Here is a 12,167-nt window from a genome sequence, read left to right on the forward strand (position 1 = left end):
CGCCGGACGCGGCGCCATCGGACCCTGCAGCATGTCGGTTGTGCCCACGCGATCGGGCCTACTGTGGCGCGAGTGCCTGCCACAAGGCCAGCAAAGCCGTCTGCGGCGGCTGATCGACATGATGGGTCATGAACCCCCAGCCGGCGGCGGCGGCGATGGCGGCAATCCCGTCGCGATGGTGGCGCAGGCGCTCGACATAGACGGCGCGGGCCTCCTCGACCCTCGGCACCAGCACGCCCTCGCGGCCGCTGCCCCATTCGAACAGGACGCGCCCGGCATAGGCCCGGTTGCCTTGGCCGAGAGTCTCTTCCTCGGGGTCCAGCACCTGCAGGATGTGCCCGCGCACCGGCCAGGCGGCCAGCGCCGCGACCGCCGCATGGATCTCGGGCAGCGGCGCCATGAAATCGCCGATCAGCACCGCGCGGGCATGCCGCGGCAGGCTGTGGTCCGGCAGCGGTAGGGCGCGCGACTTGGTGACCGCGGTCATGGTCTCGACCAGCGAGGCCAGGCCCGCCCGGCCGGCATGGGCGCGCGGCGGACCGCCGATCAGCCGCACCCGCTCCCCGCCGCGCAGCGCCAGCGCGGCGAGCGCCGCGGTGAGCAGGTCCGCCCTCTCCCGCTTGCTCTGCCGGTTGGCGGAGAAGCGCCATTCCATGCTGCGGGAGGCATCGGACCAGAGGGCGATGGTCTGCGCCGCCTCCCATTCCGTCTCCCGGATGAAGAGCCGGTCGGACTTGGCGCTCTGCCGCCAGTCGATGCGGCCGACCGCATCGCCCTGCAGGAAGGGGCGGAACTGCCAGAAGGCATCGCCCTGGCCGGCGCGGCGGCGGCCATGCACGCCCTGCAGGATGGTGGCGGCGACCCGGTCCGCCGCGACCACCAGCGGCGGCAGCCGGGCGCCCAGCGCCTCGGCGCGCAGCGCCGCCTGGCCCGGCGCCAGGGGAGGGCTGCCGGGCGGCCGGGCGGCCGGCGTGCGGGGCTCAGCCAAGCCGGGCCTTCAGCGTCTCGATGACGTCGGCGATCTGCACCCCCTCGGCACGGGCGGAGAAGTTCAGCGCCATGCGGTGGCGGAGCACCGGCGCGGCCAGCGCCAGCACGTCCTCGATCGAGGGGGCGAGGCGGCCGTCCAGCAGGGCGCGGGCGCGGGTCGCCAGCATCAGCGCCTGCGCCGCGCGCGGGCCGGGGCCCCAGGCGAGGTGCTTGCCGACGGCGGGGATGGGGGAGTTCTCGGGCCGCGCGCCGCGGACCAGCCGCAGGATGGCGTCGAGCACGCCCTCGCCGACCGGGATGCGGCGGATCAGCGCCTGCGCCGCCATCAGCTCCGGCCCCGTCAGCGCCCGGACCGGCTTCGCATCCGTCGCGCCGGTGGTCGCCAGCAGCATGGCGCGCTCGGCGGCCTCGTCCGGATAGGTGATCTCGACCTCGAGCAGGAAGCGGTCGAGCTGCGCCTCCGGCAGGGGATAGGTGCCCTCCTGCTCGATCGGATTCTGTGTCGCCAGCACGTGGAAGGGCGCCGGCAGCGGGTGGACATGCCCGGCGACGGAGACCTTGTGCTCCTGCATCGACTGCAGCAGGGCGGACTGGGTGCGCGGGCTGGCGCGGTTGATCTCGTCTGCCATGAGAAGCTGGCAGAAGACCGGGCCGGGAATGAAGCGGAAGGCGCGGCGGCCCTCCTCGCTCTCCTCGAGCACCTCCGAGCCGATGATGTCGGCCGGCATCAGGTCCGGGGTGAACTGCACCCGGCGGGCATCGAGGCCGAGGACGGTCCCGAGCGTCTCGACCAGCTTGGTCTTGCCGAGGCCGGGGACGCCGACGAGCAGCGCATGGCCGCCCGAGAGCAGGGTGATGAGCGTATGCTCGACCACCTCCTCCTGGCCGAAGATGACCCGTCCCACGGCCTCCCGCACGCGGTGCAGGCGTTCGCCGAGGGCCTCGACCTCCGCCACCATGGCGGCGGGGTCGCCGGTGCCGTTGCTGCCACTCATTGCGGTGTCGGCCACTTCAATCATCCCAACGTCGATCCCTATATTGGCGCCTGAGCGGCCCTGGCGACGCCCCGGGGATGTGCGTCACCCGGACGTGTGGATGCAGCAGCCTATGGCCAGGAGCGGCGAGAACAAAGCGGTGAATGGGAGGCTGCCGTGCAGAACCGGATGAGGGCCGAGGAGAACTCCCGGCCGGGGACATCCCAGGCGGGGACGTCCCAGGGCTGCCCGACTGGCATCGCGGCCGGGCCGGAGGCGCCGGGCATGCGCGGGGCGAATGGCCTGCGGCGCAAGCACGAGGTGGGCCACTACGCGATCCGCATCGACCGCAACGGCACCTGGTATTACCAGGGCAGTCCGATCAACCGTAAGGAGCTGGTCTGCCTCTTCGCCAGCGTGCTGCGGCGGGAGCCGGACGGGTCCTACTGGCTGGAGACGCCGGTGGAGCGCGGCCGGATCGAGGTGGAGGATGCCCCCTTCGTCGCCGTCGAGATGGTCTGGAAGGACTGCGACTGCGGCAGCGGCCGGCCGCAGCAATGCCTGGCCTTCCGCACCAACCTGGACCAGATCGTGACGGCCAATGCCGAGCACCCGATCCGCATCCATGTGGATCCGCGGACGCGCGAGCCGCGGCCCTATATCCTGGTGCGGCCGGGGCTCGAGGCGAAGATCAACCGCGCGGTCTTCTACGAGCTCGTCGCGCTCGGCGAGACCGAGGTGGTGGACGGGCGGGAGGTGCTCGGCGTCTGGAGCGAGGGCGTCTTCTTCCCGATCGACGAGGTGAGCGCGATCGACGCCGCGGCGGAGTGAGCGCGCGGCATCCCGCCGCCGGGGATGGCCGAGGCTGCCGGCGCCGGTCTATCCTGCCGGCGTGACGCCCGCCGAGATCGCCGCCCGCCTCGCCGACCCCGCGGCCCAGGCCCTGGTCGGCCCGACCCTGTTCAACGATGCGGAAGGTTTCGCGGCGGACAGCATCCGCCCCGCCGCCGTGCTCGTGCCGATCGTGCTGCACCCGGCGCCGACCATCCTGCTGACGCTCAGGGCGGCGAAGCTCTCGGCCCATGCCGGCCAGGTCAGCTTCCCTGGCGGCCGGATCGAGGCGGGCGAGACGCCCGAGGCGGCGGCGGTGCGGGAGGCGGCAGAGGAGGTCGGGCTCGACCCGCGGCTGCCGGAGCTGATCGGGCGGCTGCCGGAACACCATACCGGCACCGGCTTTCGCATCACGCCCATCGTCGGCCTGGTGCCGCCGCCGCTGAACCTGGTGCCCGATCCGGCCGAGGTGGAGGAGCCCTTCGAGCTGCCGCTCTCGGTCGTGCTGGACCCGAAGGCGCCGGAGCGGCGGACGGCGGAATGGAAGGGCCGCACCCGCACCTTCTGGGTCTGGCCGCATGAGCGGCACTATATCTGGGGCGCGACCGCGGCGATCCTGGTGAACCTGGCGAAGGTGCTGCGCGGCGGGTGAACCGCCCCTGCGATCACGGGTGCGGCGGGCCGGACGCGTCTCGCGTTGGGCGTGCCATGATACCATTGCGCAGCGTGGCGAACCCATGCCCTATCTGATCGAGTTCCTGCTCTTCCTCCTGCCCTTCGCCGCCTATGCGGTCTGGCGCTGGTACAATCCCGGCATCGAGCCGGGCCCGCGGGTGATGGCCGCGGCCGCGGCCGGGGTCCTGCTGATGCTGCTCTTCGCGATCTGGTACGGCCTCTCCGTCTCCATGGCGCCGCACGAGGTCTATGTGCCGGCCCATCTCGGCCCGGACGGAAGGGTGGTCCCCGGCCGGCTGGAGCCGGCGCGGTGACGGCGGACCCGCCCGCCGCGCAACTCGACCCGCCGGACCTGCTGCGGCGGGGCGCGCCGGCGGCGGTGCTGGCGGCGCTGCCCGGGGCGCGGGCGGTGGGCGGCGTGGTGCGGGACCTGCTGGCGGGCCGGCCGGTGCAGGATGTGGACGTGGCGGCGCCGCTGCCGCCGGAGGCGATCGCGGCCCGCCTGCGCGCCGCCGGGCTGAAGGTCTTCGAGACCGGCCTCGCCCATGGCACCGTCACCGCCGTGCTGGAGGGCGAGCCGGTGGAGGTGACCAGCCTGCGCCGCGACCTCGCGACCGACGGCCGGCATGCCGAGGTGGAATGGACCACCGACTGGCGGGAGGATGCGGCGCGGCGCGACTTCACGATCAATGCCATGTCGCTCTCGGCCGAAGGCGCGCTGTTCGACTATTTCGGCGGCCGTGCCGACCTGACGGCGGGGCGGGTGCGCTTCGTCGGCGACCCCGCGACCCGGCTGGCCGAGGACTACCTCAGGGCGCTCCGCTTCTTCCGCTTCCAGGCCCGCTACGGGGAGGGCGCGCCCGACCTGGCGGCGGTCGCGGCGATCCGGGCGGCGGTGCCGGGCCTCGCGCGGCTCTCGGCCGAGCGGGTCTGGATGGAACTGAAGCGCCTGCTGGCGGCGCCCGACCCGGTGGCGGCGCTGGCGCTGATGGCGGAGACCGGCGTGCTCGGCGCGGTGCTGCCGGAAGGTGCGGACCGCGTCGTGCTGGCGGCGCTGGTCGCCGCCGGCGGGCCGGTCGACCCGCTGCTGCGCATCGCCGCGCTGGTGGCGCCGGAGGCCGCGGATGCCGGGCTGCCGCAGCGGCTGCGCTGGTCGGTGGCCGAGGCCGCCCGCTATGCCGCGGCGCGCGACCTCGCGCCGGTGCTGGCGCTGCCGGAGGGCGCGGCGCTGCGCCGGGTGCTGGCCGATGTCGCGCCGGACGCCGCCCTCGACCGCGCCTGGATCGCCGAGGCGCGCGGCCTGCCGGGCGACTGGGCGGCGCTCCGCGCCCGCATCGCGGCGACACCGCGGCCGATCTTCCCGCTGAAGGGCCGGGACGGGCTCGCCGCCGGCATCCCGCCCGGCCCGGCGCTCGGCGCGGCGCTGGCCGAGACCCGCGCCTGGTGGCTCTGGCGCGGCTGCACGGACGATGCCGAGGCCTGCCGGGCGCATCTGCGCGAGGCCGCGGCGCGCCCGGCAGGCTGAGGGCATGGCGGGACCTGGCCGGAAGCGCGGCTGCCCAGCGCGAGAATTGCATTCCCTGGAAAATTTATGATCCTCATCCGCACGCGATGGTAGATTGCAGGACCGTTCCCCGGGCGGTTTCCGGGCCGTCATGCGCGCGCCCTGCTCCCGCCTGCCGGGGGGCAGAATTTGGAGATCGACATTGCTTTCCCCTGCGCCGAACCGGCCGATGCGACGCGTGATGAGCCGATCTGATGCTTGATGAGGAGGACGCGGCCCGGCCGGCCGCCGTTGCGTCCGGGCCCGGGGTTGTCGGCAAGGCCGCCGCCCGCGCTGTCTTCGGACCCCTCGATGCCGCGCTGCACGAGAGCCGCCAGAGGCTCGAGGCCGTCGTCTCGCAGGCCGCGGTCGGCATCGGCCTGACGGATGCCGAGGGCCGCTTCGTCCTGGTGAACGACCGCCACTGCGCCATCCTCGGCCGGACCCGGCAGGAGCTTCTCGGCGGCCTGCGCATGCAGGACCTGACCCATCCGGAGGACAGGCCCGGCAATCTCGCGCTCTTCCACCGCCTGCTCGACACCGGCGAGCCCTTCGCCCTCGAGAAGCGCTATCTCCGCCCCGACGGCACGCCGGTCTGGGTCGAGGTGCACGTCTCGCCGACCCGCGACCCGGCCGGGCAGGTGGACGGCGCCATGTCCGTGATCCTCGACGCCACGGCGCGCCGGGCCGCGGCGGCCGAGCGCGAGGCGCTGCTCGCCGCGCTCGAGACGGCACGGCAGGAGGCGGAACTCGGGCGCGGGCAGCTTGCCGCGATCCTCGAATACCTGCCGGTCGGCGTCGGCATCGTCGACACGGCGGGGCGCATGATCCTCGGCAACCCGGCCTTGCACCGCTTCCTGGCCACGGCGGTGCCCTCGACGGATGCCGCCTTGGCGGCGCGCTGGGTCGGGTATCACCCCGACGGCCGGCGCATCGCGCCGCAGGACTTTCCTGTGGCACGTGCGCTGCGCGGCGAACGCGTGGTGCCCGGGGCGGACTTCCTCCACCACGGCCAGGACGGCGCCGAGTGCTGGACGCGGGTGGCCGCGGTGCCGGTGCCCGGACCGGCGGGCAGCGTCGCCGGGGCGGTGCTGCTGGTCGAGGATGTCGACGCGCGGGTGCGGGCCGAGGCCCGGCGCGAGGTGGTGCTGGCGGAGCTGAACCACCGGGTCAAGAACATCCTTGCCACCATCCAGGGCCTCGCCGCCCAGACGCTGAAGGGCGTGGGCGGCGATCCCAGGCGCTTCGCGCAGCATTTCGGGGCGCGGCTGCGCACCCTGGCCCGCGCGCACGACCTGCTGACCGCGCATGGCTGGGAGCCGACGGGCGTCGAGGAGGTGATCCGCACCGCCCTCGCGCCCTGGCTGGGCACGAACCGGGCGGCGCCGTCGATCGGCATCGTCAACGCGGCCGGCACGGCGAAGCTGTCCCCGGCGCAGGCGCAGGCGCTCGTCCTGGCCTTCCACGAGCTGGCGACCAATGCCACGAAATACGGCGCGCTCTCGGTGCCGGGGGGACGCGTCGGGATCCGGTGCGAGGCGGCGCCGGGTGCAACCGTCCTGCTGCACTGGACCGAGACGGGCGGCCCGCCGGTGTCGCGGCCGCCGGACCGGCGCGGCTTCGGGACGCGGCTGCTCGAGCGCGGCCTGGCGCACGACCTCGGGCCCGGCAGCACGGTGACGCTGCATTTCGACCCCGCCGGGCTGCAGGCCAGCATCCGCTTCACGCCCGCGCCGATGCGCGGTCCGGGCTGACCGCCCGCGCGTCCGGGCGGCGTCCCGCTGTCGCAGGTCGGGCAAGGGTGGTCGCCGCTGCGGCCCGGGAGGATGCCGGGCTTCGACGCCCCCGGGAAAAGCTGTTACGCCCCGCCGCCATGGCCGCCCTTCCTGCCGACCCCTCCTCCCGCGCCCTGGTCCGCCGCCTGGCCCGCGACTACCTGGCCCGGCATGGCCGGGGCATCGCCTTCGCCGTGGTCTGCACCTTGGCGCTGGCCGGCCTTACCGCTCTCTATCCCATCGTCATCCAGCAGGGCTTCGACCGCTTCACCGCGAACGACCCCGACCTCGCCTGGCAACTGCCGCTGGTCATCATCGTGGTGACCGCAGCGAAGGCGCTCGCCCAGTACGGCCAGGCCGTCGCGGTGCAGGCGGTGGTGCTGCGGGTGATCGAGGCGCTGCAGGGCGACCTGTTCCGCGCCCTCACCCGCGCCGACCTCGCCGCCGTCATCCGCGACGCGCCGGCGCGGCATGCGACGAAGTTCACCGTCGATGCCGCCGCCATCCGGGAAGCGCTGACCAAGTCGATCAACGGCGCCGCCGATATCCTGACCGTGGTCGGCCTGGTCGGCTCCATGGTCTGGCTGGACTGGCAGATGTCGCTGATCGCCGCCGCCATGTACCCGATCGCCATCCTGCCGATCCTGCGGCTGGGCAAGCGGATCCGCCGCGCCTCGGGCGGGATGCAGGAGCGGATGGGCGAGACCGCGGCGCAGTTGACCGAGAGCTTCGCCGCCGCCCGCGTGGTCCGCGCCTACCGGCTGGAAGGGCAGGAGGAGGCGCGCGCGAGCCGCGCCTTCGCCCGGTTGCGCGAGAGCCTGATGGCCATCGCCCGCACCCGCGCGAGCCTCGACCCGATGCTGGAGGCGCTGGGCGGCCTCGCCGTCGCCGCCGTGCTGGGCTTCGTCGGCTGGCGGGTCTCGACCGGGCAGGGGACGGTCGGCGAGTTCACCGGCTTCGTCGCCGCGCTCCTCATCGCCTCCCGCCCCGCCCGCGCCCTCGGCTCGTTGAACGCGGCGCTGCAGGAGGGGCTGGCCGGCCTCGCCCGGGTCTTCGCCGTGGTGGATGCGCCGCGCTCGATCGCCGAGGCGCCGGGGGCGGCGCCGCTGCCGGCCGGGCGCGGCCGGGTGGAGTTCGACGCCGTCGGCTTCCGCTACGAGGGCACGCCCGATGCGGCGCTGGCCGGCCTCTCCTTCACCGCCGAGCCGGGCGAGACCGTGGCGCTGGTCGGCCCCTCCGGCGCCGGCAAGTCGACGGCGCTGGCGCTGGTGCCGCGGCTCTACGACGTCACCGCCGGCGCGGTGCGGATCGACGGCGCCGACCTGCGCGCGGTGACGCTGGCCTCGCTACGCGACGCCATTGCCTATGTCGGCCAGGACGCGGTGATCTTCGACGACACCGCCTTCGCCAATATCGCCTGCGGCCGGCCCGGCGCGACCGCGGCGGAGGTCGAGGCCGCCGCCCGCGCCGCCGCGGCGCATGACTTCCTCGCGGCGCTGCCGGATGGCTACCGCACGCTGCTCGGCCCCGGCGGCGGGCGGCTCTCCGGCGGGCAGAAGCAGCGGGTGGCGCTGGCCCGCGCCCTGCTGCGCGACCCGCGCGTGCTGCTGCTGGACGAGGCGACCAGCGCGCTGGACGCCGAGAACGAGGCGCTGGTGCAGGCGGCGCTGGCGCGGCTGCGGCAGGGGCGGACCACGCTGGTCATCGCCCACCGGCTGGCGACCGTGCGGGAGGCCGACCGGATCGTCGTCATGCAGGATGGCCGCGCGGTGGAGCAGGGGACCCATGCCGCGCTGATGGCCGAGGACGGGCTCTATGCCCGGCTGGTGCGGACCCAGGCCTTCGCGGCGGAGGCGCCGGTCGCCGCCTGATGCGGCCCGCCGGGCAGCCGGGCGCATGGCGCGGCTGCAGGGCAGGGCGACGGGAATGGCGGTGGTCGCCGACCCGGGAGTGCCCAGCTATCGAGCAGGGCGGGATGCGCTGCCTGTCGAGCCGGGAGGGCACCGAATGGCATGGGTCTGGCTGGCCGTCGCCGGCGGCTTCGAGATCGTCTGGGCCGTGCTGCTGAAATACACCGACGGCTTCAGCCGCCTGCTGCCGAGCGCCGCCACGCTCGGCGCCATGGCGGTCAGCTTCTACTGCATGTCGCGGGCGCTGCAGGTGCTGCCCATGGGCACGGTCTATGCCGTCTGGGTCGGCATCGGCGCCTTCGGCACCGCGCTCTGGGGCATGACGGTGGAGGGCGATCCGGCGACCGCCGCCCGCATCCTCTGCCTCACGCTGATCCTGGCCGGGGTCGCGGGGCTCAAGCTTGCGGCGTGACCGCGGCGGCGCGGGAACCGCGGCGCCTGCCTCGTTCTTTGGTGGGGGTGGCCCTGTCCTCAACCCAGCTCCTTCCAGATCGCGATCGCATAGGCAAGGGCCGCGAGCAGCCTGGAGATCAGCTCGACCCAGGGCCGGACCCGCTGCGCCCAGGGCGGGCGCGGCGGCGGAGGCGGCATGTCGGGCTGGGTGTCGGACATAAAGATTAGGATATCATTCCTAATCCCCGGCGTCCACATGATTACGCCTGCGGCACCGTGCAATTGACGCTGTGCCGCAGGGCACAATAGAAGGCTTGGCCATGGCTCCGCGCCCGGCGCGGCCCATGAAATTCCGGAGTGTACCCGATTATGTCGATCATGCAGGATTCGCGGGAGGCGACGATGATCGGTCGCCGAACGGACGGCACGACCATCCGCCGGCCCTTGTCGCCGCACCTGCAGGTCTACGACATGATGCAGTTGACGAGCGCGCTGTCGATCAGCGGCCGCATCACCGGCGTCGTCTGGACCATCGGGCTGCTCTTCCTGGTCTGGTGGCTGGTGGCGACCGCCAGCGGCCCCGGCCCCTATGCCACCGTCACTTGGTTCCTCTCCTCCTGGATCGGCGTGCTCGGCCTGGTGGGCCTGACCGCCGCGGCCTGGTTCCACAGCCTGAACGGGATCCGCCACCTCGCCTGGGATGCCGGTTATGGTTACGACATCCCCACCACCTACAAGTCCGGCCGGGCGGTGCTGATCGGGACGGCCGCCATGACCGCGCTCACCTGGCTCATCGCCATCATCGCCTGGGCCCGCTGAGGAGCCGCCGCCATGGCCACCGAAACCGCCCGCAACACCACGCTCCGCTCGCCGCTCGGCCGGGTGCGGGGCTTCGGCTCCGCCAAGGGGGGCACGCATCACTGGTGGATGCAGCGCATCACCTCCGTCGCCCTGCTGCCGCTGACGCTCTGGTTCGCGCTCTCCGCCGCCTCCCTCGCCGGCGCGCCCTATGAGGCGACGCGGGCCTGGATCGCGCATCCGCTGAACGCGGTGCTGCTGCTCGCCTCCATCGGCCTCGCCTTCCACCACACGGCGGCAGGCATGCAGGTGATCATCGAGGACTATGCAAACCAGGAATGGGTGAAGGTGGGTGCCATCTATGCCACCAAGGCCATCTGCTGGTTGCTCGGCATCGCCTCGGCGCTCGCGGTCCTCCGGATCGCGGTCCAGGGCTGACAGGACACGGACGGACCATGAACGCCATCACCAGCCCCTCCCGCGGGGCCTACCGCATCGTCGACCACACCTATGACGTGGTGGTGGTCGGGGCCGGCGGCGCCGGCCTGCGCGCCACTTTCGGCATGGGCGCCGCCGGGCTGAAGACCGCCTGCATCACCAAGGTCTTCCCGACCCGCTCCCACACCGTCGCCGCCCAGGGCGGCGTCGGCGCCGCGCTCGGCAACATGGGCGAGGACGACTGGCGCTGGCACATGTACGACACCGTCAAGGGGTCGGACTGGCTCGGCGACCAGGACGCCATCGAGTACATGTGCCGCGAGGCCATCCCGGCGATCATCGAGCTCGAGCACTACGGCGTGCCGTTCTCCCGCACCGAGGACGGCAAGATCTACCAGCGGCCCTTCGGCGGCCACATGCAGAACTACGGCAAGACGCCGGCGATGCGCGCCTGCGCCGCGGCCGACCGCACCGGCCATGCCATCCTGCATACCCTCTATCAGCAGTCGCTGAAGCACAACTGCGAGTTCTTCGTCGAGTATTTCGCCCTCGACCTCATCATGGACGAGGAAGGCGCCTGCCGCGGCGTCATGGCCTGGAACCTCGAGGACGGCTCGATCCACCGCTTCCGCGCCCAGACCGTGGTGCTGGCGACGGGCGGCTATGGCCGCGCCTATTTCTCCTGCACCTCGGCGCATACCTGCACGGGCGATGGCGGCGGCATGGTGCTGCGCGCCGGCCTGCCGCTGCAGGACAACGAGTTCGTGCAGTTCCACCCCACGGGCATCTACGGCTCGGGCTGCCTGGTGACGGAGGGCGCCCGCGGCGAGGGCGGCTATCTCACGAACAGTGAGGGCGAGCGCTTCATGGAGCGCTACGCGCCGACCGCGAAAGACCTGGCGTCCCGCGACGTCGTCTCCCGCGCCATGTCGGTCGAGATCCGCGAGGGCCGCGGCGTCGGCCCGGAAAAGGACCACATCCACCTGCATCTCGAGCATCTCGGCGCCGAGATCCTGCATGAGCGGCTGCCCGGCATCTCCGAGACGGCGAAGATCTTCGCCGGCGTGGACGTGACGAAGGAGCCGATCCCGATGCTCCCGACCGTCCACTACAACATGGGCGGCATCCCGACGAACATCCATTGCGAGGTGCTGAACCCGACCGCCGAGGACCAGGACCGCGTGGTCCCCGGCCTGATGGCGGTGGGCGAGGCGGCCTGCGTCTCCGTCCATGGCGCCAACCGGCTCGGCACCAACTCGCTGCTCGACCTCGTCGTCTTCGGCCGCGCCGCGGCGCACCGGGCGGCCGAGACCCTCAAGCCCGGCGCCGGCCAGCCGCCGCTGCCGGCCGGGGCGGGCGAGAAGGCGCTCGACCGCCTCGACCGCGTCCGCAACGCCAAGGGCGGCACGCGGGTCGGCGACCTGCGGCTGAACATGCAGCGGACCATGCAGACGCATGCCGCGGTGTTCCGCACCTCCGAACTGCTGAAGGAGGGCGTGGACAAGATGAAGTCGGTCCATGCCGGCTATGGCGACATCAAGATCGCCGACCGCAGCCTGATCTGGAACAGCGACCTGGTCGAGGCGATGGAGCTCGACAACCTGATCGGCAATGCGATGACCACCATCGTCGGTGCCGAGGCCCGCAAGGAGAGCCGCGGCGCCCATGCGCAGGAGGACTACCCCGAGCGCGACGACCAGAACTGGATGAAGCACACGCTGGCCTGGGTCGACGAGAAGGGCGCCGTCAGGCTCGACTACCGCGACGTGAAGATGCGCACCCTGACCAACGAGGTGCAGGTCTTCCCGCCCAAGGCGCGCGTCTACTAAGGAACCCTGCC

13 protein-coding genes are annotated in these 12,167 nt (G+C 73.1%); 10 read left to right on the forward strand and 3 right to left on the reverse strand.

Annotated features, from left to right (window positions below):
- Window positions 1-58: 58 nt before the first annotated feature.
- Both Q7A36_RS21745 and Q7A36_RS21750 read right to left on the reverse strand, forming a co-directional pair.
- Window positions 59-988, reverse strand: a complete 930-nt coding sequence (locus tag Q7A36_RS21745) for a DUF58 domain-containing protein (protein WP_305105850.1) — start codon at window positions 986-988, stop codon at window positions 59-61.
- On the reverse strand, window positions 981-2,009 hold the full coding sequence (locus Q7A36_RS21750; protein ID WP_370655690.1) for an AAA family ATPase: 1,029 nt from the start codon (window positions 2,007-2,009) through the stop codon (window positions 981-983). Before Q7A36_RS21750 ends, Q7A36_RS21745 begins: the two co-directional genes overlap by 8 nt.
- Window positions 2,010-2,141: 132 nt before the next feature.
- Here Q7A36_RS21750 and Q7A36_RS21755 point away from each other — a divergent pair, with 132 nt between their 5' ends.
- The 7 genes from Q7A36_RS21755 (at window position 2,142) to Q7A36_RS21785 (ending at window position 9,110) form a co-directional block, all read left to right on the forward strand.
- Window positions 2,142-2,795 carry a DUF1285 domain-containing protein gene (locus Q7A36_RS21755; RefSeq protein WP_370655691.1) on the forward strand — a complete coding sequence of 218 codons (654 nt, stop codon included), beginning with the start codon at window positions 2,142-2,144 and terminating at the stop codon, window positions 2,793-2,795.
- A 61-nt stretch (window positions 2,796-2,856) separates the two neighbouring features.
- Window positions 2,857-3,447: a CoA pyrophosphatase gene (locus Q7A36_RS21760; protein ID WP_305105851.1), complete on the forward strand. Its 591-nt coding sequence runs from the start codon at window positions 2,857-2,859 to the stop codon at window positions 3,445-3,447.
- Between the two features lie 85 nt (window positions 3,448-3,532).
- On the forward strand, window positions 3,533-3,784 hold the full coding sequence (locus Q7A36_RS21765; RefSeq protein ID WP_305105852.1) for a hypothetical protein: 252 nt from the start codon (window positions 3,533-3,535) through the stop codon (window positions 3,782-3,784).
- The gene (locus tag Q7A36_RS21770) at window positions 3,781-4,995 is read left to right on the forward strand and encodes a CCA tRNA nucleotidyltransferase (RefSeq protein ID WP_305105853.1); all 1,215 of its coding nucleotides are present in this window, start codon (window positions 3,781-3,783) and stop codon (window positions 4,993-4,995) included. Before Q7A36_RS21765 ends, Q7A36_RS21770 begins: the two co-directional genes overlap by 4 nt.
- A 233-nt stretch (window positions 4,996-5,228) precedes the next feature.
- Window positions 5,229-6,767: a sensor histidine kinase gene (locus tag Q7A36_RS21775; protein WP_305105854.1), complete on the forward strand. Its 1,539-nt coding sequence runs from the start codon at window positions 5,229-5,231 to the stop codon at window positions 6,765-6,767.
- A 119-nt stretch (window positions 6,768-6,886) separates the two neighbouring features.
- Complete coding sequence (locus tag Q7A36_RS21780; RefSeq protein WP_305105855.1) at window positions 6,887-8,659, forward strand: ABC transporter ATP-binding protein; 1,773 nt, start codon at window positions 6,887-6,889, stop codon at window positions 8,657-8,659.
- 136 nt (window positions 8,660-8,795) lie between these two features.
- A complete protein-coding gene (locus Q7A36_RS21785) occupies window positions 8,796-9,110 on the forward strand; it encodes a DMT family transporter (protein WP_305105856.1) in 315 nt (104 codons plus the stop codon).
- A 59-nt stretch (window positions 9,111-9,169) separates the two neighbouring features.
- Here the strand turns inward: Q7A36_RS21785 and Q7A36_RS21790 are convergent, their stop codons facing one another.
- On the reverse strand, window positions 9,170-9,310 hold the full coding sequence (locus Q7A36_RS21790; protein ID WP_305105857.1) for a hypothetical protein: 141 nt from the start codon (window positions 9,308-9,310) through the stop codon (window positions 9,170-9,172).
- Window positions 9,311-9,493: 183 nt separating this feature from the next.
- Between Q7A36_RS21790 and sdhC the strand changes: the two genes are divergently transcribed.
- Genes sdhC through sdhA form a run of 3 tightly spaced genes read left to right on the forward strand, consistent with a single transcriptional unit; the run spans window position 9,494 to window position 12,156 of the window.
- On the forward strand, window positions 9,494-9,910 hold the full coding sequence (gene sdhC, locus Q7A36_RS21795) for a succinate dehydrogenase, cytochrome b556 subunit (protein WP_305105858.1): 417 nt from the start codon (window positions 9,494-9,496) through the stop codon (window positions 9,908-9,910).
- Between the two features lie 12 nt (window positions 9,911-9,922).
- Window positions 9,923-10,327: a succinate dehydrogenase, hydrophobic membrane anchor protein gene (gene sdhD, locus Q7A36_RS21800; protein ID WP_305105859.1), complete on the forward strand. Its 405-nt coding sequence runs from the start codon at window positions 9,923-9,925 to the stop codon at window positions 10,325-10,327.
- 17 nt (window positions 10,328-10,344) lie between these two features.
- A complete protein-coding gene (gene sdhA, locus Q7A36_RS21805; RefSeq protein ID WP_305105860.1) occupies window positions 10,345-12,156 on the forward strand; it encodes a succinate dehydrogenase flavoprotein subunit in 1,812 nt (603 codons plus the stop codon).
- Window positions 12,157-12,167 lie beyond the last annotated feature (11 nt).

The organism is Paracraurococcus lichenis (assembly GCF_030657435.1).
GTDB lineage: Bacteria > Pseudomonadota > Alphaproteobacteria > Acetobacterales > Acetobacteraceae > Paracraurococcus > Paracraurococcus lichenis.

Coding starts and splice junctions, on each gene's coding strand:
- Q7A36_RS21750 (WP_370655690.1), bottom strand. CDS start 2,009: ATGATTGAAGTGGCCGACACCGCAATGAGTGGCAGCAACGGCACCGGC.
- Q7A36_RS21765 (WP_305105852.1), top strand. CDS start 3,533: ATGCCCTATCTGATCGAGTTCCTGCTCTTCCTCCTGCCCTTCGCCGCC.
- Q7A36_RS21775 (WP_305105854.1), top strand. CDS start 5,229: ATGCTTGATGAGGAGGACGCGGCCCGGCCGGCCGCCGTTGCGTCCGGG.
- Q7A36_RS21780 (WP_305105855.1), top strand. CDS start 6,887: ATGGCCGCCCTTCCTGCCGACCCCTCCTCCCGCGCCCTGGTCCGCCGC.
- Q7A36_RS21785 (WP_305105856.1), top strand. CDS start 8,796: ATGGCATGGGTCTGGCTGGCCGTCGCCGGCGGCTTCGAGATCGTCTGG.
- Q7A36_RS21790 (WP_305105857.1), bottom strand. CDS start 9,310: ATGTCCGACACCCAGCCCGACATGCCGCCTCCGCCGCCGCGCCCGCCC.
- sdhC (WP_305105858.1), top strand. CDS start 9,494: ATGATCGGTCGCCGAACGGACGGCACGACCATCCGCCGGCCCTTGTCG.
- sdhD (WP_305105859.1), top strand. CDS start 9,923: ATGGCCACCGAAACCGCCCGCAACACCACGCTCCGCTCGCCGCTCGGC.
- sdhA (WP_305105860.1), top strand. CDS start 10,345: ATGAACGCCATCACCAGCCCCTCCCGCGGGGCCTACCGCATCGTCGAC.